The organism is Micrococcus sp. KRD070, assembly GCF_017168435.1.
GTDB classification, from domain to species: domain Bacteria; phylum Actinomycetota; class Actinomycetes; order Actinomycetales; family Micrococcaceae; genus Micrococcus; species Micrococcus luteus.
Genome location: NZ_JABFNH010000017.1, coordinates 16,218 through 38,642, shown reverse-complemented (window position 1 = coordinate 38,642; position 22,425 = coordinate 16,218). Strand labels below are relative to the sequence as shown.

The 22,425-nt window shown below is 71.6% G+C and carries 19 protein-coding genes and 1 tRNA gene; 8 read left to right on the top strand and 12 right to left on the bottom strand.

Annotation, left to right across the window (positions count from 1 at the left end; genetic code table 11):
* Positions 1–1,258 precede the first annotated feature (1,258 nt).
* The 3 genes from J1M38_RS05420 to J1M38_RS05410 form a co-directional block, all read right to left on the bottom strand.
* The gene (locus tag J1M38_RS05420; RefSeq protein WP_041103045.1) at positions 1,259–2,974 is read right to left on the bottom strand and encodes a thiamine pyrophosphate-binding protein; all 1,716 of its coding nucleotides are present in this window, start codon (positions 2,972–2,974) and stop codon (positions 1,259–1,261) included.
* Entirely contained in the window at positions 2,971–3,987 is a 1,017-nt protein-coding gene (speB, locus tag J1M38_RS05415) for an agmatinase (RefSeq protein ID WP_041103046.1), read from the bottom strand. Before speB ends, J1M38_RS05420 begins: the two co-directional genes overlap by 4 nt.
* A 74-nt stretch (positions 3,988–4,061) precedes the next feature.
* A complete protein-coding gene (locus J1M38_RS05410) occupies positions 4,062–4,631 on the bottom strand; it encodes an XRE family transcriptional regulator (protein ID WP_041103047.1) in 570 nt (189 codons plus the stop codon).
* Positions 4,632–4,815: 184 nt separating this feature from the next.
* Between J1M38_RS05410 and J1M38_RS05405 the strand changes: the two genes are divergently transcribed.
* Entirely contained in the window at positions 4,816–6,324 is a 1,509-nt protein-coding gene (locus tag J1M38_RS05405; RefSeq protein ID WP_041103048.1) for a sodium:solute symporter, read from the top strand.
* A 207-nt stretch (positions 6,325–6,531) separates the two neighbouring features.
* Complete coding sequence (locus tag J1M38_RS05400) at positions 6,532–7,725, top strand: alcohol dehydrogenase catalytic domain-containing protein (RefSeq protein WP_135101278.1); 1,194 nt, start codon at positions 6,532–6,534, stop codon at positions 7,723–7,725.
* A gap of 75 nt (positions 7,726–7,800) precedes the next feature.
* Here the strand turns inward: J1M38_RS05400 and J1M38_RS05395 are convergent, their stop codons facing one another.
* Positions 7,801–8,124, bottom strand: a complete 324-nt coding sequence (locus J1M38_RS05395; RefSeq protein WP_020626411.1) for a DUF202 domain-containing protein — start codon at positions 8,122–8,124, stop codon at positions 7,801–7,803.
* A 4-nt stretch (positions 8,125–8,128) separates the two neighbouring features.
* Positions 8,129–8,548 (bottom strand): YidH family protein, encoded by a 420-nt coding sequence (locus tag J1M38_RS05390; RefSeq protein WP_069941523.1) that lies wholly within the window; start codon positions 8,546–8,548, stop codon positions 8,129–8,131.
* 103 nt (positions 8,549–8,651) lie between these two features.
* On the opposite strand from J1M38_RS05390, the gene J1M38_RS05385 reads away from it, so the two are divergent.
* Entirely contained in the window at positions 8,652–9,782 is a 1,131-nt protein-coding gene (locus tag J1M38_RS05385) for a VIT1/CCC1 transporter family protein (RefSeq protein WP_063190199.1), read from the top strand.
* A gap of 179 nt (positions 9,783–9,961) precedes the next feature.
* Here the strand turns inward: J1M38_RS05385 and J1M38_RS05380 are convergent, their stop codons facing one another.
* Positions 9,962–10,669, bottom strand: a complete 708-nt coding sequence (locus J1M38_RS05380; RefSeq protein WP_060973830.1) for an ABC transporter permease — start codon at positions 10,667–10,669, stop codon at positions 9,962–9,964.
* A gap of 46 nt (positions 10,670–10,715) precedes the next feature.
* Entirely contained in the window at positions 10,716–11,636 is a 921-nt protein-coding gene (locus tag J1M38_RS05375) for an ABC transporter ATP-binding protein (RefSeq protein WP_060973829.1), read from the bottom strand.
* Positions 11,637–11,847: 211 nt separating this feature from the next.
* Here J1M38_RS05375 and J1M38_RS05370 point away from each other — a divergent pair, with 211 nt between their 5' ends.
* From J1M38_RS05370 to J1M38_RS05360, 3 genes are all read left to right on the top strand, one after another.
* A complete protein-coding gene (locus J1M38_RS05370) occupies positions 11,848–12,096 on the top strand; it encodes a hypothetical protein (protein WP_060973828.1) in 249 nt (82 codons plus the stop codon).
* A 510-nt stretch (positions 12,097–12,606) separates the two neighbouring features.
* Entirely contained in the window at positions 12,607–13,506 is a 900-nt protein-coding gene (locus J1M38_RS05365) for a sensor histidine kinase (RefSeq protein WP_069942020.1), read from the top strand.
* A complete protein-coding gene (locus J1M38_RS05360) occupies positions 13,503–14,111 on the top strand; it encodes a response regulator transcription factor (protein ID WP_230956215.1) in 609 nt (202 codons plus the stop codon). The genes J1M38_RS05365 and J1M38_RS05360 overlap by 4 nt, the downstream gene beginning before the upstream one ends.
* Before the next feature lie 118 nt (positions 14,112–14,229).
* Here J1M38_RS05360 and sucD read toward each other — a convergent pair whose 3' ends face one another.
* The 3 genes from sucD to pcrA all read right to left on the bottom strand — a co-directional run bounded on the left by sucD (position 14,230) and on the right by pcrA (position 19,093).
* Positions 14,230–15,150, bottom strand: coding sequence for a succinate--CoA ligase subunit alpha (gene sucD, locus J1M38_RS05355; protein ID WP_069942021.1), 921 nt, complete (start codon positions 15,148–15,150; stop codon positions 14,230–14,232).
* Between the two features lie 27 nt (positions 15,151–15,177).
* Complete coding sequence (gene sucC, locus J1M38_RS05350; RefSeq protein ID WP_069942022.1) at positions 15,178–16,347, bottom strand: ADP-forming succinate--CoA ligase subunit beta; 1,170 nt, start codon at positions 16,345–16,347, stop codon at positions 15,178–15,180.
* 184 nt (positions 16,348–16,531) lie between these two features.
* On the bottom strand, positions 16,532–19,093 hold the full coding sequence (gene pcrA / locus J1M38_RS05345; RefSeq protein WP_144879204.1) for a DNA helicase PcrA: 2,562 nt from the start codon (positions 19,091–19,093) through the stop codon (positions 16,532–16,534).
* A gap of 275 nt (positions 19,094–19,368) precedes the next feature.
* Between pcrA and J1M38_RS05340 the strand changes: the two genes are divergently transcribed.
* Entirely contained in the window at positions 19,369–20,016 is a 648-nt protein-coding gene (locus J1M38_RS05340; protein WP_044659023.1) for a hypothetical protein, read from the top strand.
* Positions 20,017–20,059: 43 nt separating this feature from the next.
* A tRNA-Arg gene (locus J1M38_RS05335) sits at positions 20,060–20,133 on the top strand.
* Positions 20,134–20,159: 26 nt separating this feature from the next.
* On the opposite strand, the gene J1M38_RS05330 is transcribed toward J1M38_RS05335, so the two are convergent.
* Together J1M38_RS05330 and J1M38_RS05325 are read right to left on the bottom strand one after the other, a co-directional pair.
* Positions 20,160–22,028: an ABC transporter ATP-binding protein gene (locus J1M38_RS05330; RefSeq protein ID WP_041103066.1), complete on the bottom strand. Its 1,869-nt coding sequence runs from the start codon at positions 22,026–22,028 to the stop codon at positions 20,160–20,162.
* Between the two features lie 32 nt (positions 22,029–22,060).
* The coding region (locus J1M38_RS05325) for an integrase core domain-containing protein (protein WP_206482181.1) at positions 22,061–22,425 on the bottom strand (365 nt) is incomplete at its 5' end.

Below are 22,425 nucleotides of genomic sequence, written 5' to 3'. Positions count from 1 at the left end.
AGATGTGTATAAGAGACAGGCCCTGCTCCTGCTCAGTGGTGGTGTCGATCGGGACGTCGATGGTGATGGCGAAGCCCTTTTCCACGGAGCCCGTGATCTGCGGCAGCTGCGTCTCGTAGCCGTCCGAGAAGACGTTGTCCGTCTCGAGGCTGACCTTGGCGAAGTTCGCCGTCGACCCGTCGTAGGCTGAGGTGGCATAGACCTGCGAGGACTGCTCCTCGGGCATGGCGATCTGGGAGGTGAGGACGTTGTTCGTCGCGTCCGTGATGGACGCCTTGTCGGGGAACACCTCGAAGTGCAGATGGGGCCACCGGCCGTCGTAGCAGCCGGGCCACACCGTGGTGAAGGTGACCGTGCCGTCGTCGCCCACCACCTGGACGCCGCGCAGGTAGGTCTCCTCCGTGATGCCGTCCGAGTACATCGAGTAGCGGCCCTGCGCGTCGGCGTGCCAGAGGTACACGGCGGCGCCGGTCATCGCGGCGTCGCCGTTGGCCATGTCGATCACGTTCATCGTCACCGTCAGCGGGACGCCCTCGGCGACGGTGCCCGTGTCGATGCTCGTGGTCAGGTCGGAGCGTTCGATGCCGGACGCGTCGAGCACGTCCGGGCCGTTGGAGCCGTCGCCCGGGTACGGGCCTGCGGTCTCGGTGACCATCTCGGTCAGGGTGGCGGACGGCGAGGCGCTCGCCGCCGACGAGGAGGAGGCCGCGGGTGACGAGGAGCCGGCGCTCGCCGACGTCGAGCTGGAGGAGGACGAGGCGCCCTCCTGGACTCCGCACGCGGCGAGGACGAGGGCCCCCGCCCCCGCGCCGAAGATGCCCAGCGCGTTGCGGCGGGAGACGAGCGTGCCGACGTCGAAGGCGGCGCCCTGGTCCTCGACGTCCTCGGCCGGGGGGTGGGAGGCCCGGCCCTCGAAGGTGGGCGTGACGGCGGGGACCTCGCCTGCCTCGGTGACCTGGGGGAAGGGACGACGGGAGCGGGTCGGGAGCCAGGGGGCCATGGAGCTCCTCTCGTGGGGCGCCCGCCAGGTGGCGGGTCGCGTCGAGATGCCAGCATGGCAACGGATGCCGGACGTTTTCGTGAGATCGGCGGGATGGTTCCAGGACATCTCCTGGGCGGTTTCCGACACGGGCGGGACCGCCGGCGCCTCGGTCGACGCCTCAACTACCTGCCGGTCCAGCTCCGTTGCTGAAACATGCACCTGGAAAGGTGGCGCACACTCTCAGGGTCGAGTCAGCGATTCCGGCGCCGGGCCGTCTCAGACCTCCGGGGCCTCCCCCAGGTGGCTCGGCGCCCACATCGCCAGGCGGGTCTGCACCACCACGACGTTCGGCCCGTCCGCCTGGAACGCGCGCTCGAGCGCGCCGCGCACGTCCTCCACTCCCACCGTCTCGGCGGGCACGCCGAAGGAGGCGGCGAGGGCCTGGAAGTCCGGCCTGTCGAGCTCGGTGGCCGTGGCCTTGCCGAACGCGCCCTCCATGTACTCGCGCAGGATGCCGTATCCGCCGTCGTCGATGATCAGCCACGTCACCGCCGCGCCGTGCTGTCTGGCGGCCGCGAGCTCGGCGAGGGAGTACATCGCCGAGCCGTCGCCGGCGACGGCGAGCACGCGCCCGTCGATCCCGGTGCGTCCCTGGTGGGCCAGGCCCACCGCGCCGCCGAACGCGGCCGGGAACCCGTAGCCGAGCCCTCCGGCACCCTGCGCCGAGTGGAACTCGCCGTCCTGCGCGTCCCAGCAGTTCCACGCCCAGTAGGCGGCGATGGTCATGTCCCAGTACGTCTGCATGGTCGACGGAACGGCGGCGCGGATGTCCGCCAGGAGCCGGCGCTCCACGCCGAGGTCCTGGGCATCGAGGCGGGCGGTGATGCGCGCGTTGACGTCGGCGACCACCTCGGCCGGGGTGCGGCCGTGCCAGACGGCGGCGTCCTGCGCCACCGAGCCCGACTCGCGCAGCGCCGCGGCGAGCGCCTCGAGCGCCTGGCCGGCGTCGGCGCGCACACCCAGCGTGGGGTGGTTGGTCTCCAGCACGCGCGGCTCCGCGTCCACCTGGATGAGGCGGCCGCGCGGCTCGAGCGTGAAGTAGTTCGAGGTGACCTCGCCGAGCGAGGAGCCGACCACGAGCAGCACCTCCGCGTCCTCGAGCAGGTCTGTGACGAGGCGGTCCTCCACCCAGCCGCCGAGGCTGAGCGGGTGCTCCCACGGGAAGGCGGTGTTGCCGCCCGGCGAGCAGACCACGGGTGCCTGGAGCAGCTCCGCGACCTCCCGCAGGCTCTCCATCGCGGCCCGGCCGGAGCGGCGCACACCGCCGCCGGCCACGATCGCCACCCGCCCGGCCCCGCGCAGCCAGCGTGCGGACTCGGCCACGAGCTCGGCGCGCGGCGGGTGGTCGTAGGGCACGGCCAGGGCGTCCTCGACCGGGGGCACCATGACCTCGCCGAGCAGCACGTCCTGCGGGATCTCGACCCACACCGGCCCCTGCGGCACGGTGATGGCCTCGGCCCACGCGTCCTGGATGGCGGACGGGATGCCCGAGGCGTGGTGGACCGTGAACTGGGCCTTGGTGACGTTGCGGGCCGAGGCCTTCTGGTCGTCCAGCTGGTGCAGCATGCCCTTGCGCCGGGCGCCGAGCCCGGACAGCGGGATCTGCGAGGCGACCACGAGCATCGGCACGCCCGTGGCGTACGCCTCCTGCAGGCCGGCCAGTGAGGTGAGGGCGCCCGGGCCGGTGGAGAGGAACAGGACGCCGACCTCGCCGGTGGCCCGGGCGTATCCGTCCGCGGCGAAGGCGGCGTTGTTCTCCACGCGGTTCGAGACGAACTCCAGCGGGGAGCGGGACAGGGCGTCGAAGAGGCCGAGGGCGTGTTGGCCCGGGATGCCGAAGACCGTCCGTGCGCCCAGGGCGTGGAGCGTCTCGACGGCGAGGTCGCCGCCGTTGCGCCGCGGGGCCGCCGTCGTCGTCTGCTCGTCGCTCATCGGGCCGACTCCTCACCGGCGGCCGCGCGGGTGGCGCGGCGGTCGGCCATCAGGGAGATGAGGTCGTAGGCCACATGGGAGGCGGCGACGCCGGTCAGCTCGGCGTGGTCGTAGGCCGGGGCCACCTCCACCAGGTCTGCGCCCACGATGTCGAGCCCGCGCAGCCCACGCAGGATCTCGAGCAGCTCGCGGCTCGTGATGCCGCCGGCCTCGGGGGTGCCGGTGCCCGGCGCGTGCGCGGGGTCGAGGACGTCGATGTCCACCGAGATGTAGAGCGGCCGACCCCCGATGCGCTGGCGCAGCTGGTCCACGATCTCGTCCACGCCCTGACGGAACACGTCCGAGGAGGTGACGATGCCGAAGCCCATGCGGTGGTCGTCGTCGAGGTCCTTCTTGCCGTAGAGCGGACCGCGCGTGCCCACATGCGAGATGGCCTCGGTGTCCAGGATCCCCTCCTCCACGGCGCGGCGGAACGGCGTGCCGTGGGTGTACTCGGCCCCGAAGTAGGTGTCCCACGTGTCCAGGTGGGCGTCGAAGTGCAGCAGGGCAACGGGCTCGCCCGCCCGGGCGGAGGCGGCGCGCAGCAGCGGCAGCGCGATGGTGTGGTCGCCGCCGATGGTCATGAGCGAGGAGCCGTCCTCGGTGAGGTCCATCGCGTCCTGCTGGATCGCCTCGATGGCCTCGCCGATGTCGAACGGGTTCACCGCCATGTCCCCGGCGTCCACCACCTGGGCCTGCGCGAAGGGCGAGGTGTCCGTGGCGGGGTTGTACGGGCGCAGCAGCCGCGAGGACTGCCGCACGTGGCCGGACCCGAAGCGTGCACCGGGGCGGTAGGAGACGCCGGCGTCGAACGGTACGCCGACCACCTTGATCTCCGGGGCGACGCCGGCCGCGGCCGCCTCGTCCAGGCGCGGCAGCAGCGCGTAGGTGGGGGTGCCGCCGTAGCGGGGCACGAGGGCGGAGTTCACGGGGCCGAGGCGGCCGTTGTCCTCGACGCGGGGGATCTCGAGCATCTGGATGTCCTCTCTGGGCGGTTCGGTTCGGTCTGGTCGGTCTGGTCTGTCCGGTGTGGGCGCGCCGGACGGGGTCACGCGTGGCCCACGAGGGTCCACAGCACGACGGCGGGGCGGTCGTCCGGATTGGCCCACGAGTGGGGCTCGCGGCCGGGGAAGGTGACGGTGTCCCCCTCCTCCAACAGGTGCACGGCCTCGGTGGTCCGCAGCTCGAGGCGGCCGGTGACCACGTGCACCGCCTCCACGCGGCAGTCCACGGTGTACAGCTCCGCCTCCCCGCGGCCGCGCGGCGCGATGTCAGCGCGCAGGATCTGCAGGTCACGACTGCCGCGCGGGGTGATCAGGCGCTCGCGGATGCCCTCGCCGCCGAGGTTGACCGCGGGGGCGTCGGCGAGGCGCACGACCGTCACCTCGGGCGCGTCCAGGACGTCGCCCGGGCTCGCGCCGAGCACCTGGCACAGGGTCACGAGCGTGCTCACGGACGGGCTCGTCAGGTCCCGCTCGAGGCGGGAGAGGAAGCCCTTGCTGACGCCGGCCGCCTCGGCCAGCTGGGCCACGGTGAGCCGCCGCGCCTCGCGCAGCGCACGCAGCCGACGGCCGATCAGCGCCTGGCCCGGCGCGGTCTCGAGCGGGAGGGCCTTCATCGCGCTCCTCCCGACGTCGGCCAGGCGACATCGCCGATGTCACCCTGGACGACATGTTGTCTGATAAGCAACATGTGTTTACCGTAGGCCCGGATCGTGTGATCGGCAACACGACGATCTCTTGTGTCCCGCCGCGGCGCACCGCATCCCGGCGCCTCGGATCCCTTCGCTCCAAAGACCGCCCGTGACCCTCAACCTGACCATCGTCGCCGTCTACCTGGTCGGCATGCTCGCCTTCGGCTGGTGGGGCAAGACCCGCGCCGCCAGCTCGGAGGACTACCTCGTGGCGGGCCGCCGCCTCGGGCCGGTGCTGTTCACCGGCACCATGGCCGCCGTCGTGCTCGGCGGCGCCGCCACCGTGGGCGGCGTCGGCCTGGGGTACGAGTTCGGGCTCTCCGGCGCGTGGCTCGTGGCCGCCATCGGCGTCGGCGTCCTCATCCTGTCGGTGGCGTTCGCCCCGATCCTGGCCCGCCTGAAGATCTACACCGTCTCGCAGATGCTCCGCCTGCGGTACGGCCGTGGCGGGGCCTCCCACGCCTCCTCCTTCGTGATGCTCGCCTACACGCTCATGCTCGCCGCCACCTCCACGGGCGCCTACGCGTCGCTCTTCGTGGTGCTCTTCGGCTGGGACCGCTGGCTGTCCGTCCTGGTGGGCGGCGGCATCGTGCTGGCCTACTCCGTGCTCGGCGGCATGTGGTCCATCACCCTGGCCGACATGGCCCAGTTCCTCATCATGACCATCGGCCTGTTCGCCCTCATGCTCCCCCTCTCCCTGGCCAACGCCGGCGGCTGGAGCGCCATGCAGGAGCGCCTGGGCGCCGAGTTCTTCAGCTGGGACGGGATCGGCGTGCAGTCGATCGTCACCTACTTCGTGATCTACACCCTCGGCCTGCTGATCGGCCAGGACGTCTGGCAGCGCGTGTTCACGGCCCGCTCCCCGCGCGTGGCCCAGATCGGCGGCGCCACCGCGGGGCTGTACTGCATCGTGTACGGCGTCGCCGGCGCCGTGATCGGCATGGCGGCGCGCACGGTGACCGCGGACATCGCCGCCACGGACGACGTGTTCGCGTGGGTCGCCCAGAACCTGCTGCCCGTGGGCGTGGGCGGCGTGGCCCTGGCGGCCGCCGTCGCGGCCATGATGTCCACCGCCTCGGGCGCGATCATCGCGGCCTCGACCGTGATGCGCACCGACATCCTCCCGATCCTCCGCGGCGAGGCCACCGCCGCCGAGGACGGCGCCGTCGCCGAGGACGCGGCCACGGAGACCGCGGCGGAGCTCGCCTCGAACCGCGGCTGGGTGCTGCTGCTCGGCGCCGTCGTGCTGGGGCTGGCGATCGTCGTCCCGGACGTGGTGGCGGCCCTGACCATCGCGTACGACATCCTCGTGGGCGGCCTGTTCGTCGCGATCGTCGGCGGCCTCGTGTGGAAGCGCGGCACCGGCACGGCGGCCCTGTGGTCCATGGTGGTCGGGACGGTGGGCACCCTCGGCACCATGGGCTGGCTCGAGCTGAACGCGGCCGAGCCCTTCGAGGGCGTCTTCGCGAACGAGCCGATCTACGTCGGCCTGGCCGCCTCCGCCGTCGTGTACGTCCTCCTCAGCCTGATGACCCGGCCCACCGACCCCGCGGTCCTCGAGGCCTGGCGGGTGCGCTCCCGCCACGGCGTCGACCCCGCGGTCCGAGCGCAGGTCTGACCCACGCTCCCGGGGCCTGTGATCCTCCGACGCCCGCACGATGGCCGAGGCCACGTGGTGCGGCGGGCGGCGGCGGGCGACCCTTCCCGCGGGCTCCCCCCGGCCCCTAGTGTCTCCGTACAGCCTGAGACCGGGACTCCCCCTCGGGTTCGCCCCGTCTCTCGCCCCACCTGGGGCCTCGCTGGAGACAGAAAGGCAACAGTTCTCATGACCACCAAGAACCGCGCCGTGGCATTCCACGGCATCAAGGACGTGCGCGTCGACGAGCTGGACTTCCCCAAGCTGGAGATGCCCGACGGCTCCGCCGCGCCGCACGGTGTCATCCTCAAGATCGTCGCGACCAACATCTGCGGCAGCGACCTGCACATCTACCGCGGGTCCTTCCCCGCCCCCGAGGGCATGGTGCTGGGTCACGAGATGACCGGCCAGGTGCTGGAGGTCGGCAGCGACGTCCAGTTCCTGCAGGAGGGCGACCTCGTCTCCGTGCCGTTCAACGTGGCCTGCGGCCGTTGCCGCAACTGCCGCGCCGGCCGGACCGAGATCTGCGAGACCGCCAACCCGGACCAGGCCTGCGCCGCCTACGGCTTCAATCTGGGCGGCTTCCAGGGCGGGCAGGCCGAGTACCTGTTCGTGCCGTACGCCGACTTCCAGCTGCTGCGCTTCCCGGACCAGGAGCAGGCGATGGAGAAGATCCTGGATCTGACCGTGCTCTCGGACATCCTCCCGACGGCGTTCCACGGCCTCGTGGAGGCCGGCGCCAAGCCCGGCTCCACCGTCTACATCGCCGGTGCCGGCCCCGTGGGCCGGTGCGCCGCGGCCGCCGCTCGGCTGCTGGGCGCCTCGTGCATCATCGTGGGCGACCAGGACGCCTCGCGACTGGAGCTGGTGCGCAAGCACGGCTGCGAGACCATCGACCTCTCCACCACGGAGAACCTGCAGGACGCCGTGAGCGACATCCTCGGCGAGCCGATGGTGGACTGCGCGGTGGACTGCGTCGGCTCCGAGGCCCACGGCCTGGGCTCCGCGTCCGATGAGATGCAGCCGATCGCCGCCGTGAACCAGGTCCTGGACATCACCCGTCCGGGCGGTGCCACGGGCATCATCGGCATCTACGGGCCGGACCCGATCGCGGAGACGAAGGCCGAGCAGGAGGGCACCTTCCCGGTGGACTTCGGCAAGGCCTGGATCAAGTCGCCCCACATCATCGGCGGGCAGGCGCCCATCATGCGCTACAACCGCCAGCTGATGATGTCGATCCTGTGGGACCGGATGCCGTACCTGACGGAGATGGTCAACCCGCGCGTGATCAGCCTGGACGAGGCACCCCAGGCCTACGCGGAGTTCGACCAGGGCTCCGTGGAGAAGTTCGTCATCGACCCCCACGGCATGATCGCCCGCTGAGCGGTCCACCTCCGCAGGCACGACGGCGCCCCTCACCTGCCCGCGCAGGTGAGGGGCGCCGTCGTCGTCCGCGGCTCAGGCCGCGTGCAGCAGCGTGGCGGTGATCCCGAGGGCCGCCAGGCCCACCACCAGCGCGACCATGCAGGCCACCGACGCCAGCGCCGGCCGGGCCTGCTCCCGCGCGATCCCGTCCGCCTGCGCCACGTAACGCCGGCGCTGCGTGGCCAGCACGGCCGCCCCGCCGACGGCCGCCACCACCGCAGGCCCGAACGCCCAGGCGCCGACGGCCGGCCACCACCTCAGGAACGTGAGGCTGAGGACGCTCAGCGCCAGGACCGTGCGGCCCCAGCTCATCACGGTGCGCTCGGGCTGCAGCCCCGGGTCGTGATGCAGACGCATCGCCTCAGCCCCGCGGCAGGACGACGGCGAGCATCAGCACCACGACGGCCAGCACGACGCCCCCCGCCAGGACCGGGACGATCAGCGGCAGCGGCAGCGGACGGCCGCGGCGCATCGCCCGCTCCACCCGGAGCCAGCGCGCGCCCGCGCCCAGGGCGAGCAGCGCCGCCAGGACGAGCAGCACCGTGCTCAGCACCACCCGGACCGGCGGCGCGAAGAGGGCGCCGGTGAACGCCTCCACCGCGACCCCGCCGGCCAGCAGCGCCAGTGCCGTCCGGACCCAGGCCAGGAACGTGCGCTCGTTGGCGAGCGTGAACCGGGGGTCCGGCTCCTCCCCGCCCGCCAGGAGGCGGCGCTGCCAGGCCGGCCGGCCGCCGTCGTGGGCGGCGGTCTCGGGGCCGTCGGGGGTCTCTGCTGCGTCCATGCGGCCATGGTAACGGCGGCGTAGACTGGCCGGTCGAGCGCGCCCGGCCGCCGTGGTCCGCGGCGGCGGCGCCCGTCTCCGCCTGCCCATCCGATGGAGCCCCATGAGCCCCGCCCACACCGCCACTCCTGCGGCACGCCCCGAGCCGACCCGCGAACAGGTCCGACGCTGGCGCCGCTACCTCGCCGACGAGATCGCCGAGGGTCAGATCTACCGCGACATCGCCGCCCGCAAGGACGGCGTGGAGCGCGACATCCTGCTCGGCCTCGCCGAGGCCGAGCGCCGCCACGAACAGCACTGGCGGGCCCTCCTGGGTGGGCACGCCGAGAACCCGCCGCGCCCCTCCCTGCACCGCATCCTGCTGCGCTGGCTCGCGCGGATCTTCGGCTCCGTGTTCGTGCTGGCCCTGGCCCAGCGCGCCGAGTCGGACACTCCCTACGCGGAGGACCAGGACGCCCCCGAGGGCATGGTGGCGGATGAGGCCATCCACGAGGAGGTCGTGCGCGGCCTCGCCGCCCGGGGTCGCGAGCAGCTGGCAGGCAACTTCCGTGCCGCCGTCTTCGGCATGAACGACGGGCTGGTCTCCAACCTGGCGCTCGTGATGGGCATCGGCGCGACGGGCGTGGCGCCGTCCGTCGTGCTGTTCACGGGCGTGGCCGGCCTGCTGGCGGGCGCGCTGTCCATGGCGGCCGGCGAGTACGTCTCGGTGCGGTCCCAGCGGGAGCTGCTCGAGGCATCCTCCCCCACCCAGATCACCCTCGAGGCGGCCCAGCACCTGGACCTGGACCACAACGAGCTCAAGCTCGTCTACCTGGCCCGCGGCATGACGCCCGAGGACGCCGAGCACCGCGCGCTCGAGCGCCTCGGCTATCTCACGTGCGACTGCAACCCGCGGTTCTCCGCCCGTCCCGACGGCTCCCAGGGACCCGTGGACCACTCGGACTCCTTCGCGGAGATCGGCTCGGCGTGGAGCGCCTCCCTGTCCAGCTTCGCGTTCTTCGCCTCCGGCGCGCTCATCCCGATCCTGCCGTACATCTTCGGCATGTCCGGGCCGTGGGCCCTGGGCCTGGCTGCGGCGATGGTGGGCGCGGCCCTGCTCTTCACCGGCGGTGTGGTCGGGCTGCTGTCCGGCTCCTCACCGCTGGCCCGGGGCCTGCGCCAGCTCGCGATCGGCTACGGCGCCGCCGCCGTGACGTACGTGCTCGGCCTGCTCTTCGGCGCGAACGTGGGCTGACGCGGGGAGGGCGGTCTGGCGCCCCGGCCACGAGAAGAGGGTCCGGTCCTCTCCGTCCTCTCGGCGGCTCAGTTCCTCCAGAGCCCCGATGAGTGCACCGACAGCGGTGGGCCGGCCCGCTGTCGCAGTGTCGCTCTGCTCTGTGTCATGAGGAGCGGAAGGTGGTGACCATGCGGGCCTCAGGTACGCGGTTCCCACCGGAAGGTGCTCTTTGCCATGGCGAACGCCGCCACGACGAAGGCGAGGCTCGGCAGCAGCAGGCTGACGGCCTCGTGGAGGGCCATGCCGCTCCATCCCTCGATGATCAGCTCGGTCACCGCACCGCCGGGGAGCAGGCGTTTGACTCCGGCAAGCTCCTCCGTGCCGGTCAGACCGACCCACATGGAGGCGCCGAGGGCGACGACGAACAGGGGCAGCGTGGTCACCTGCGCGTGGTCCGGGGAGTTGGTGAGACCCGCCGTCGCGATGGCCGCGCCCACGAACATCAACTCCAGGACGACGACGGCGGCCACGACGGCCACGACCCCCACCGGAGGGGTGCCGACGACCGACAGGATCGCGACGATGACCCCGGCCTGCACCAGGTTCACCAGCGCAATCGGCAGCACGAGACCGCTCAAGATGGAGGCGTCCTTCGCCGACGTGGAGCGCAGCCGCTTGAGGAACAGGTTCTGGCGGCGGGAGGCCAGGGTGGTCGTCGCCGTGATGTAGGTGCCCATGGCGGTCACGGTGACCAGGATCAGAGCGGCCGTCACCGGGGTGCCCCCGAAGTTCTCGCGGTTGAAGATCAGGACCGCGCTGAAGGCGAGGGGGATGAACAACGACGAGGCTGCGACGAGGCGGTTGCGGACGAGCTGTGTCATCTCGCTGCGGGCGATGGCGAACATTGCGGGCTCCTCTTGTGGTGGTCGAGTCGGTCGTGAGGACGTGTGATCAGGCGTTAAGGGCGCGGAAGAGGGATTCGAGCCCCTCGGCTCCGACGTTCAGGCCCTCGAGCTCCACATCGCGGGAGCGGGACCACACCAGGAGGCGGTACAGGTCCTCCTGGAGGTTCGTGGTGGGGATGGTGACCGCGCCGCCGGGTGCGATCGTCGCGTCCTCGAACGGGACGGTGGGCTCACCACTCAGCCGGAAGCTGATGGTCGAGGGGAAGGCCGAGGTGAGCTCGGCGACTGTCCCCTGCCGATGGATGCGGCCGCTGTGCATGAGCGCGATGCGGTCGGCCCGCTCCTGGGCCTCCTCGAGGTAGTGCGTGGTGAGCAGGATCGTCGCGCCCTCGTCACGCAGCCGGTCCACGACGTGCCAGAGTGCGTCGCGTGCCTCGATGTCCAACCCCGTGGTGGGCTCGTCAAGGAAGATCAGCTCCGGTGAGCCGAAGATCGCCGTGGCGAAGTCGAGGCGGCGCTTCTCGCCGCCAGAGAGCTGCCCGGTCCGGGTGTCCCGACGCCGGCGGAGGTCCACGAGGTCCAGGACACGGTCGACGTCGTCGTCCCGCCGCGTCAGACGACCGATCAGCGCGAGGGTCTCGCGTACGGTCAGGTCCGGGGCGAACCCGCTCTCCTGGAGCATGATCCCCACCCGACGACGCAGGGTGCGGTCGCTCGGGTCCTGCCCGAGGACCCGCACGGAGCCGGCGGTCGGGGCCCGGTGACCCTCCATGACCTCGATGGTGGTGGTCTTCCCGGCACCGTTGGTGCCGAGCAGGCCGAAGAACTCCCCACGTCGGATCTCGAGATCGATCCCGTCGACGGCAGTGAAGTCCCCGTAGTCGACCCTGAGGTCGTGGATCTCGACGATCGTCTCCGTGCGAGAGTCGACGGCGGTGGGGGCGGGGAGAAGCGTCGTGTTCTGCATGTCCCCCACACAACCAACCGGAATCCGCCCCCGACAGTGAGGTCACGTCACTGCGCGGCATGACAGAGTTGGTGCGCAAGCATGACGCTGCGTCACTGGTGCGGGGCGGGCCGGTGACGGAAAGGTGGATGTCGTTCCGATCCCGCGGCACCCGCGGCGGATCGGGACCGCCGAAGAGAACCAACCATCGACCTGGACACGGGAGGCTCCCATGAAGACCATCCGGACCATCGCATTCATCCTGTTTCTCTGTGCCACCGCGTTCGGCGTCATGTTGACGCTGCACTACCTGCCCATCCCCGAGATCCTGCCCTCTGAGATCACCTCCTGGGTCCCCGCACGGGACACCGCCGACGCCACCTGGCTGATCGTCGGCATGGTGGTCGCCGTCGTCGCGACCGCTGTGGGGTTCTCGGCCAGCCACAAGGCCGTCGAGCGAGAGACGCAGGTGACCTCCTGAGGGGCACCCGATCCACGCGCTGACTGAACATGGAGTGCCCATGACCTCCGAGCACACGTCGGAGACGCGAAGGCTGCGCAGCAGGACGAGCTTCGTCCTGCTCGCAGTCTTCGGTGTTGCCGCCATCGTCGCCCTCCTGACGTCCGCTGTGGAGCCGTGGCCCCCTCTCGTCCTGGCACCCGGCCTCATCGCCGGCCTCTGGCTGCTGTGTCAAGGGCCATTGAGTTCTGCCCATAGGCGGCCAGTGTTTCTTCCCGCTGGTGGCCATCAGAACTGCCCACTGGTGGCCAGCTGGTTTGCCCGTTTGGGTGGTGGTGCTGGCCACCGTGATGGGAACGAGCAACGCGGGCAAACCAGATGGCCAGCACCGGGCAGTTCCCGTGGCCATCACTGGGCAGTCCTCATGGCCGTCAGCGGGTCATTCCCTGGCCACCTATGGGCAGCTTTTCATGGCCGCTTACACTGCTGTCCCAGTGGCACCGGGAGGTGGCTGCTCCGACGCGTTGGGCAGTGCTCGCCCTGGGCACTCTCACCTGGGCGCTCAGCGCCCTCTGGGATCTGACTCCCCTGGGCGCCCTGGCCTTCGCCCTCGCCGGTGCGCTCGAGGTCATGTGGAGCCGACACGCCAGGGCCGTCGTGACCCTGCTGGTGCTCACTGTCGGGTCGGCGGCCGGCGCTCTCGTGTTCGTCACCGATCCCCAGGCCTTGTGGGTCTATGTCGGCATGGGCGCCCTGCTGACGGGCGTCGCGTGCGTGACCATCCCCGTTTCCCGAATCTCCTTCGACCTCATGCGCCTGCAGGACCAGCGTGCGGAGCAGGAGCGGGCAGCCTCTCTCGATGCCGAGCGGCTGCGCTTCTCCCAGGACCTCCATGACATCCAAGGCCATGCGCTGCACGTGGTGAAGCTCAAGATCGCCGTCGCCCAGCGGATGCTTTCCACGGACACCGACGCGGCCCAGCGGGAACTCGATGAGGCTCAGCAGACCCTGCGCCAGACCATGGCCGAGACCAAGGCGCTGGCACAGGACGGGCACACCTTGACCCTGCGCGGTGAGCTCGCGAACTCCGTCGCGCTGCTCGAGGCCACAGGCATCACCGTCACCACCGACGACGACGGCGGCCCGCGAGGCGAAGAGTTCGAGCATGTGGCCGGCGTCGTGATCAGGGAGGGGACCACCAACATCCTGCGTCACTCCGACGCCCGCAGGGTCGAGATCAGCCTTGCCCCCGGGCACGTGGTGATCTCCAATGACGGTGCGGCCGGTGTCTCCGCCGAGGACCACACGGGAGGGCTGGACAACCTCCGGTCCCGCCTCGCGGGGGTCGGAGGCCGCCTGGACGTCTCCTGTGTCGACGGACGGTTCACCCTCGGGGCACGATGGGAAGCGGACGAGGAGGAGTCGGTGTGAATGACATCAGGATCGTCCTGGCGGACGACGAGAAGCTCCTGCGCACAGCACTGGCCACTCTGCTGGAGATAGAGGGCGGCATCCGCGTCGAGGAGGTGGCCGCCGACGGCCATGAGGCGGTCGAGGCAGTGCGCCGCATCGATCCCGACATGCTGGTGACGGACATGGAGATGCCCGGTCTGGACGGCGTCGCAGCCGTCGCGACGCTCCGCGAGACCCACCCCGACCTCCCGGTGGTGATGCTCACCCGCCACGCCCGTCCCGGGGTGCTCCGACGGGCGCTGAAGGCTGGCGTCACCGGGTTCGTCACCAAGTCTGCGGAGCCGGGGGAAATCGCCGATGTGATCCGCAGGGTGAACAGCGGGCAACGATGGATCGATCCGGACACCACGGCCCGGGCGATCTCGGACGACTGTCCCCTCACCGACCGGGAGCTCGACGCCCTGCGTGCCACGGGCGAGGGGTACTCCGTGGCCAGGATCGCGCAGCAGCTGCACCTTGCGGAGGGCACGGTCCGCAACTACCTCTCCAGCGCCATGCAGAAGACCCAGACGTCCACGCGCCATGACGCGGCGCGGTTCGCCCGCCGCCACGAGTGGCTCTGACTACGCGTCTCCCGTCACCTCACAGGACCTCACCACGACGACGGCCCCTCACCCTGGCGGGTGAGGGGCCGTTCGCTGTGGTCGCCGTGCCGTCAGGCCCGGCGGCCGAGGGTCGGGATCAGGCCTGGGCCTGCAGGATCTCCCGCATGAGCTGGGCGGTCTTGGACGGGGTCTTGCCGACCTTCACGCCCGCGGCCTCGAGGGCCTCCTTCTTGGCCTGCGCGGTGCCGGCGGAGCCGGAGACGATGGCGCCGGCGTGGCCCATGGTCTTGCCCTCCGGGGCGGTGAAGCCGGCCACGTAGCCGACGACCGGCTTGGTGACGTTGGCCTTGATGAACTCGGCCGCACGCTCCTCGGCGTCGCCGCCGATCTCACCGATCATCACGATGGCCTGGGTGTCCGGGTCGGCCTCGAACGCCTCGAGGGCGTCGATGTGGGTGGTGCCGATGATCGGGTCGCCGCCGATGCCGATGGCGGTGGAGAATCCGAAGTCACGCAGCTCGTACATCATCTGGTAGGTCAGCGTGCCGGACTTGGACACGAGGCCGATGGGGCCGGAGCCGGTGATGGTGGCCGGGGTGATGCCCGCCAGGGCCTCGCCCGGGGTGATGACGCCGGGGCAGTTCGGGCCGATGATGCGGGTCTTCGGCTTGCCGTCCTCGCCGGTCTTCAACTGGGACAGGGCGAAGAACTTGGCGGTGTCCTGCACCGGGATGCCCTCGGTGATGACCACGAGCAGCGGGATCTCGGCCTCGATGGCCTCGATGGCGGCGTCCTTGGCGAAGGCCGGCGGCACGAAGGCCACGGACACGTCCGCACCGGTCTTCTCCATGGCCTCCTTGACGGTGCCGAAGACGGGCAGCTCGACGGCGTTGCCGTCCTTGTCCTCGTGGGACACGGTGGTGCCGGCCTTGCGGGCGTTCACGCCGCCCACGATGTTCGTGCCGGCCTTGAGCATGAGGCGGGTGTGCTTGGTGCCCTCACCGCCGGTGATGCCCTGGACGATGACCTTGGAGTCCTTGTTCAGGTAGATCGACATAGCTGTTTCCTCAGTCTTTCCGAACGGTCAGTTCGCGGAGTGGGCGAGCTCGGCAGCCTTGTCGGCGCCCTCGTCCATGGTGGCGGCCAGGGTGACGAGCGGGTGGTTCGCCTCCTGCAGGATGCGGCGGCCCTCCTCCACGGCATTGCCGTCCAGGCGCACGACCAGCGGCTTGGTGGCGGTGTCACCCAGGATCTCGAGGGCCTTGACGATGCCGTTCGCGACGGCGTCGCACGCGGTGATGCCGCCGAAGACGTTCACGAACACGGACTTGACCTGCTCGTCGCCCAGGATGACATCGAGGCCGTTGGCCATGACCTCGGCGTTGGCGCCGCCTCCGATGTCCAGGAAGTTGGCCGGCTTCACGCCGCCGTGGTTCTCACCGGCGTACGCGACGACGTCGAGGGTGGACATCACGAGGCCGGCGCCGTTGCCGATCACGCCGACCTGGCCGTCCAGCTTCACGTAGTTGAGGCCGTTGGCCTTGGCCTTGGCCTCCAGCGGGTCCTCGGTGCGCTCGTCGACGAGGGCGGCGTGGCCCTCGTGGCGGAACGCCGCGTTGTCGTCGAGGGAGACCTTGCCGTCCAGGGCGAGGATCGTGCCGTCGCCGGTCTTCACCAGCGGGTTCACCTCGACGAGGGTGGCGTCCTCCTTCTCGAAGACCTCCCAGAGCTTCTGGATGACCTCGGCGACGTCGGCGCGCAGCTCCTCGGGGAAGCCCGCCTCGGTGACGATCTTCTGGGCGGTCTCGGCGTCGATGCCGGTCAGCGGGGAGACGGGCACCTTGGCGAGGGCCTCGGGGCGCTCCTCGGCGAGCTGCTCGATCTCCATGCCGCCCTCGACCGAGCACATGGCCAGGTAGGTGCGGTTGGCGCGGTCCAGCAGCACGGAGAAGTAGTACTCCTCGGCGATGTCGGCGCCCTGGGCGATCATGACCTGGTGCACGGTGTGGCCCTTGATGTCCATCCCCAGGATGGCCTTGGCGTGCTCGTAGGCCTCGTCGGCCGTCTTGGCGACCTTCACGCCGCCGGCCTTGCCGCGGCCGCCGACCTTCACCTGCGCCTTGACGACGGTGACGCCGCCGATCTTCTCCGCGGCCGCCTTGGCCTCGTCCGGGGTCTGCGCAACGATGCCGGCCAGCACGGGGACGCCGTGCGCCTCGAACAGATCGCGCGCCTGGTACTCATACAGGTCCACGGTGGTGTGTCCTTCTTGGTCGAAGACAGGGTCTGCCGGCCTCGCCCGCGGGCACGGCCGGCGTCGACGCCCCCTCCGTGGCCGGGCCGGGCACGGGGGCACAGCAGGGCGGCGGACGGCGGCGTTCCACGGCTCACTCTAGTCCACACCCCGGAGAGACCGGGGGGTCGGCAGGCCGGTCCTGTCAGCCCTCGACCTTCGTCAGCGGGGCGTAGCGCAGCAGCAGCCGCTTCTGCGCCCCGGTGGCGTCGAAGGTGACGGTCGCGACGGTCTTGTCCCCCGCGCCCGCGACGGCGTCCACACGCCCCTCGCCGAAGGTCGCGTGGGAGACGCGGTCGCCCGGGCTGAGCGCCACGATCTCCTTCTGCGGCTGCACCCGGCTCGGCGCCTTCCCGCGCACCACGGCGGAGGGCACCGTGAGGTCCGCCGGCTCGTCCCCGCGGGTGAGGCGCTGGGGCCGCGCGCCGTCGTCGTCCCGGGACCGCCAGGCCGGTCGCCCGCCGCCGAACCGCCCCGCGTAGCGCGAGGTGCCGGCGCCGGTCAGGCTCAACGAGCCGGCCGAGCGCGTGGTGCCCTCCCGCTCCCAGTCGATGAGCGCCTCCGGGATCTCCCCGAGGAACTGGCTGGGCGGGTTGAACTGGTGCTGGCCCCACAGCGAGCGTGCCTCGGCGCGCGTCAGGAACAGGCGACGGCGGGCGCGCGTCAGGCCCACGTAGGCCAGGCGACGCTCCTCCGCGAGCTCCTTCTCGTCCGTCATCGAGCGGGCGTGCGGGAACACCCCGTGCTCCATGCCCGTCAGGAACACCACGGGGAACTCGAGGCCCTTGGCGGTGTGCAGCGTCATGAGCGTGACCTGGCCCTGCTGCTCCGCGAGCGCCTCGCCCTCCACGTCCGGGGCCGTAGGCAGCTGGTCAGCGTCCGCCACGAGCGCGACCTGCTCGAGGAAGTCGGACAGGGTGCCGTCCGGGTGCGTCGTCTCGAAGGAGCGGACGACAGCGACGAGCTCGCCGAGGTTGTCCGCGCGGGACTCGTCCTGCAGGTCCTCGGACTCGCGGAGGGCGGCCAGCATCCCGGACTGCTCGAGGACGGCCTCCAGGACGGTGGCCGGGCCGGCGGACTCGGCAATCTGACCGAGGTCGTCCATCATCTGCACGAAGCCGCGGACGGCCTTGAGCGAGCGGGCGGCCATGCCGGGGGCGTTCTCGGCGTCGCGCAGGGCCGCGGAGAACGTAGAGCGGTTCCGCTCGGCCCACGCGGCGACGGCGCCCTCGGCCCGGTCCCCGATGCCCCGCTTGGGCTCGTTGAGGATGCGGCGCACGTTGACGTCGTCGTCGGGGTTGACGATCACCCGCAGGTAGGCGAGCGCGTCCTTGATCTCCTTGCGGTCGTAGAAGCGCGTGCCGCCGATGACGCGGTACGGGATGCCGCGCGTCACCAGCCGCTCCTCGAGCGCACGGGACTGCGCGTTGGTCCGGTAGAACACGGCGACGTCGGCCGGGCGGATCCCGTCCTCGTCCTGCAGCCGGTCGATGGTGGTGGCGATCCACTCCGCCTCGGCGGACTCGTTCTCCGCGGCGTAGCCGACGATCGCCGGGCCCTCCCCCTCGGCCGTCCACAGGCGCTTGGGACGGCGGTCCGGGTTGCGCTCGATCACCGCGTTGGCGGCGTCCAGGATGGTCTGTGTGGAGCGGTAGTTCTGCTCGAGCTTGATGGTGGCGGCGTCCGTGAAGTCCTGCTCGAACTCGACGATGTTGCGGATGTCCGCGCCGCGGAACGCGTAGATGGACTGGTCCGAGTCGCCGACGACCGTCAGCTCGCCGCCGGGGGTCTCCACGCCCTCGGGGTCATCCGCCGGGCCGGAGAGGAGCCGGATCAGGCGGTACTGGGCGTGGTTGGTGTCCTGGTACTCGTCCACGAGGACGTGGCGGAACCGGCGGCGGTAGTTGTCCAGCACGCGCGGGAACGCCTCGAACATGTGGACCGTCATGCCGATCAGGTCGTCGAAGTCCAGGGCGTTGGCCTGGCGCAGGCGGGCCGTGTAGTCCCGGTAGACGGCGGCGACGGCGCGGCCCCACGGGTCCCCCTCGGCCACGGTGGCGGCGTAGTCGTCCGCCTCCACGAGCTCGTTCTTCAGGGAGCTGATGCGGTTCAGCAGGGCCTTGGGCGCGAAGCGCTTCGGGTCCAGCTCGTGCTGCTTGGCGACGGTGGTGACCAGGCGCAGGCTGTCCGCCGAGTCGTAGATGGTGAACGTGGACTTCAGCCCGATGTTGGCGGCCTCGTTGCGCAGCAGCCGCACGGCGGAGGAGTGGAACGTGGAGATCCACATCCGCTGGGCGGTGGGACCGATCAGCCCGGCCACGCGCTCGCGCATCTCCGCGGCGGCCTTGTTCGTGAAGGTGATGGCGAGGATCTCATGCGGCCGCGCCCGTCCGGTGGCGAGCAGCCACGCGATGCGGTGGGTCAGCACCCGGGTCTTGCCCGAGCCGGCGCCCGCCACGATCAACAGGGGCGCCCCCGTGTGGGTCACCGCGGCGGCCTGCTGCGGGTTGAGCCCCGCCACGAGCGACTCGGGAGTGTGCGCCGGAGCGGCCGGGCGGGCGTCCTCGCCCCAGGCCTCGGGGTCCGCGGCCGCGCGCGTGACGGCCGGGGGCACGAGCCCGGGCAGGGCGGTCTCCGGGTCCGCGGGGCGGCGGGTCCGGTCGAGGTTCAGGGGCGTGCGTCCGAGCGCGGAGAAGAGGTCAGCCATGGCGGACCCAGTCTAGGCGCGGCCCCGGACGCGACAGGGGGCGCCGTCGTCGCCATCCCCCACCGCGCCGCCCCGCCCCCCGCGGCCTCGCCACGCGGACTGAGCCGCCCCGGACTCGCCCCCACCCGCACTTTCGAACGTGATGTGGGGCCTATCTCGCGTTCGAAAGTTCCCATGACCCCGATTTCACGTTCGAAAGTGAGCTGGGCTGGGCGGGGCTGGGCGGGACCGGACCGGCTCGGCCGGTCTGGGAGGATGGACCGCGGAGGTGCCCCGTGTCCCAGAAGTCTCGCAAGTCCCGTCCGCGCCCGTCGCGGCCCGCCGCGCGCCCGGTCGCCGAGTCCCCGCGCTCCCGTCCCACGCTGCGGGACGTCAACGTCCGTGAGGACCTCGCCGCGGCCGCTGAGCGCGAGGGCAGCCCGGCGATCCCGGTGAGCGCGCTGATCGTGACCACCCTGCTCGTGGGCGCGTACCTCCATCTGCTGGTGCTGCAGCAGATGACCCAGCTCAGCGGCGGCCTGGCGATGCCGGACTCCCTGCTGTTCTACGGGCAGGACCACATCCGCGCGCTCTCCGCGGTCATGGACGAGGACGCCCGCGGCCAGCTGAACTGGGTGCACAAGACGGCCGGCGTGATCTTCCCGATCGCCGTGGCACTGACGGTCACCGCGGTCGGCGCATGGCGCCTGCGTCCCGTCGGCGCCAAGTGGGCCGTCTTCGGGCTGGGCGTGCTGTTCGCGGTCGTGGACATCTGCGAGAACATCGCGATCGAGCAGGCGATCGCCGCCGGCGGCCCGGGCACCGGCCTGGCCGCCGCCCTGACGCTGACCCGCTGGGTCCTGCTGGCGCTGCTCGCGCTGGCGGTGGCCGTGATGCTGTGGGCCGGGCGGCGCCGTCGTGGTCGCGCCACGCGGGCGGCCTGAAGGGCTCGGCTAGACTCGCTCACCGGACCGACGCACGGTCCGCGCCCCAGTAGCTCAGTTGGATAGAGCGACCCTCTCCTAAAGGGTAGGCCGTCGGTTCGATTCCGGCCTGGGGCACCTGGGCGGCCGGTCCGGTCGCCGCCTCATTCCGCGTCGGCGAACTGCGTGGTGTAGAGCTCCGCATACCGCCCGCCCGCCGCGAGCAGCGCGGCGTGCGTGCCGCGCTCCACGATCCGCCCGGCCTCGACCACGAGGATCTCGTCCGCGCTGCGCACGGTGGAGAGCCGGTGCGCGATCACGATCGCGGTCCGCCCGGCCAGCGCCTCCCCCAGCGCCTCCTGGATGGCGCGTTCGTTGGTGGAGTCCAGCGCCGCCGTCGCCTCGTCCAGCACCACGACGCGCGGAGCCGCCAGCAGCAGCCGCGCGATCGTCATGCGCTGCCGCTCGCCGCCGGAGAGGCGGTAGCCGCGCTCGCCGACCACGGTGTCCAGCCCGTCCGGCAGCGCCTCGACCACGGGGCGCAGGCGGGCCCGCTCGACGGCGTCCCACAGCTGCTCGTCCGTCGCGTCGGGGCGGGCCAGCGTCAGGTTGGCGCGCACGGTCTCGTGGAAGAGGTGGCCGTCCTGGGTCACCATGCCCACGGCCCGCTGCAGGTCCGCGAACGCGAGGTCCCGCACGTCCACGCCGCCGATCTCGACGGCGCCGGAGGTGACGTCGTGCAGGCGCGTGACGAGCGAGGCTATGGTGGACTTGCCCGCACCCGAAGAGCCCACGAGGGCCACGGTGGCCCCGGCGGGCACGGCCACGTCGATCCCGTGCAGCACCTCCTCGCCGCCGCGCGTGTCCAGCACGGCGACCTCCTCGAGGGAGGCCAGGGACACCTGCTCCGCGGTGGGGTAGGCGAAGCGCACGTCCCGCAGCCGCACGGACAGGGGCCCCTCCGGCAGGGCCGCGGGCCGCGCGGGCTCCGTGATGAGCGGCTCCAGGTCCAGGACCTCGAACACGCGCTCGAAGCTCACGAGCGCGCTCATGATCTCCACGCGGGCGTTCGCCAGCGCGGTCAGGGGGGCGTACAGGCGGGTCAGCAGCAGGGCGAGGGTGACGACGTCGCCGGCGTCGAGGGTGCCCGCGATCGCCTGGAGCCCGCCCACGCCGTACACGGCCGCGAGCGCGAGCGCGGAGACCAGGGTGAGCAGCGTGGTGAAGACGGCCTGGCGCACGGAGATGTCCACGCCGGTGGCGCGCACGCGGTCCGCGCGGCGGGCGAACTCGGCGGACTCGGCGGCGGGGCGGCCGAAGAGCTTGATGAGTGTGGCGCCGGGAGCGGAGAACCGCTCGGTCATCTGGTCGCCCATGGCCGCGTTGTGCCCGGCCCGTTCGCGGGACAGGTCCGCCAGCTTCGAGCCGACCGCCCGGGCCGGCACCAGGAACAGCGGCAGCATCACGAGGGACAGGACGGTGACCTGCCAGCTGGTGGCCACCATGACGCCCAGGGTCAGCGCCACGGACACCACGTTCGCGACGACGCCGGAGAGGGTCCGCGAGATCGCCGACTGCGCCCCGATCACGTCGTTGTTCAGGCGTGAGACGAGCGCGCCGGTGCGGGTGCGCTGGAAGAACGCCACCGGCATGCGCTGCACGTGGTCGAACACGGCGGTGCGCAGGTCGTAGATGACGCGTTCCCCCAGCCCGGCGGAGAGCCATTTGGTGAACACGGACAGCGCCGCGTCGAGCACGGCCACGAGGGCGATCAGCAGGGCCAGCCGCACCACGAGCCCGCGGTCCGCGCCGCCGGTGATCGCGTTGACGACGTCGCCGGCCAGCACGGGCGAGGCCACGCCGAGCACCGCGCCCACGATGGACGCCGCGACGAACACGATCAGGCGGGTGCGGTACCGGCCCGCGAACGCGATGGTCCGGCGCACCGTGCCGCGGGCGAGGCTCTGCTGGGCGTCGGACTGCCCGCGGGTCATCCGCATCATGGACATCCGTGCCGCCGACTCCATGCTCATGGGCCCCTCCGCTCTCTCGACCGTTGGAGAGTCTAGGTGTAGGAGGGCATGACGTTGTTGACTCGGGCCGGGGCCAACGAGGCCGGAGGGGCGTCCCCGCAGGAGGTATGAGGCCGATGGTAGTTGTAGTGGTTCACCCACACCGCCAGGGCCTCACGCCGAGCCTGCTCTGAGGTGTAGGGGCGGGCGTAGAGGACCTCATCGACCATCAGCCGGTTGTACCTCTCCACCTTCCCGTTATGGCGCGGGGTGTAGGGCCGGATCCGGTGATGCCGGCCCCCGAGCGAGACCACCTTGGCGGTGAAGTCCACGGCCCGGTAGTTGTTCCCGTTGTCCGTGACCACCCGGTCCACGGTGATGCCGTGGGCGGCGAAGAACGCCCTCGCCCGGCAGAAGA

What these genes read in the sequence shown, in the direction of transcription:
- sucD (WP_069942021.1), bottom strand. Translation starts at nt 15,150, where the DNA reads ATGTCGATCTACCTGAACAAGGACTCCAAGGTCATCGTCCAGGGCATC.
- J1M38_RS05410 (WP_041103047.1), bottom strand. Translation starts at nt 4,631, where the DNA reads ATGAAGGCCCTCCCGCTCGAGACCGCGCCGGGCCAGGCGCTGATCGGC.
- J1M38_RS05390 (WP_069941523.1), bottom strand. Translation starts at nt 8,548, where the DNA reads ATGGACGCAGCAGAGACCCCCGACGGCCCCGAGACCGCCGCCCACGAC.
- speB (WP_041103046.1), bottom strand. Translation starts at nt 3,987, where the DNA reads ATGCTCGAGATCCCCCGCGTCGAGGACAACGGCCGCCTCGGCCCCGTG.
- J1M38_RS05330 (WP_041103066.1), bottom strand. Translation starts at nt 22,028, where the DNA reads ATGAGCATGGAGTCGGCGGCACGGATGTCCATGATGCGGATGACCCGC.
- J1M38_RS05420 (WP_041103045.1), bottom strand. Translation starts at nt 2,974, where the DNA reads ATGAGCGACGAGCAGACGACGACGGCGGCCCCGCGGCGCAACGGCGGC.
- J1M38_RS05395 (WP_020626411.1), bottom strand. Translation starts at nt 8,124, where the DNA reads ATGCGTCTGCATCACGACCCGGGGCTGCAGCCCGAGCGCACCGTGATG.
- J1M38_RS05380 (WP_060973830.1), bottom strand. Translation starts at nt 10,669, where the DNA reads ATGTTCGCCATCGCCCGCAGCGAGATGACACAGCTCGTCCGCAACCGC.
- J1M38_RS05370 (WP_060973828.1), top strand. Translation starts at nt 11,848, where the DNA reads ATGAAGACCATCCGGACCATCGCATTCATCCTGTTTCTCTGTGCCACC.
- J1M38_RS05400 (WP_135101278.1), top strand. Translation starts at nt 6,532, where the DNA reads ATGACCACCAAGAACCGCGCCGTGGCATTCCACGGCATCAAGGACGTG.
- J1M38_RS05375 (WP_060973829.1), bottom strand. Translation starts at nt 11,636, where the DNA reads ATGCAGAACACGACGCTTCTCCCCGCCCCCACCGCCGTCGACTCTCGC.
- pcrA (WP_144879204.1), bottom strand. Translation starts at nt 19,093, where the DNA reads ATGGCTGACCTCTTCTCCGCGCTCGGACGCACGCCCCTGAACCTCGAC.
- J1M38_RS05385 (WP_063190199.1), top strand. Translation starts at nt 8,652, where the DNA reads ATGAGCCCCGCCCACACCGCCACTCCTGCGGCACGCCCCGAGCCGACC.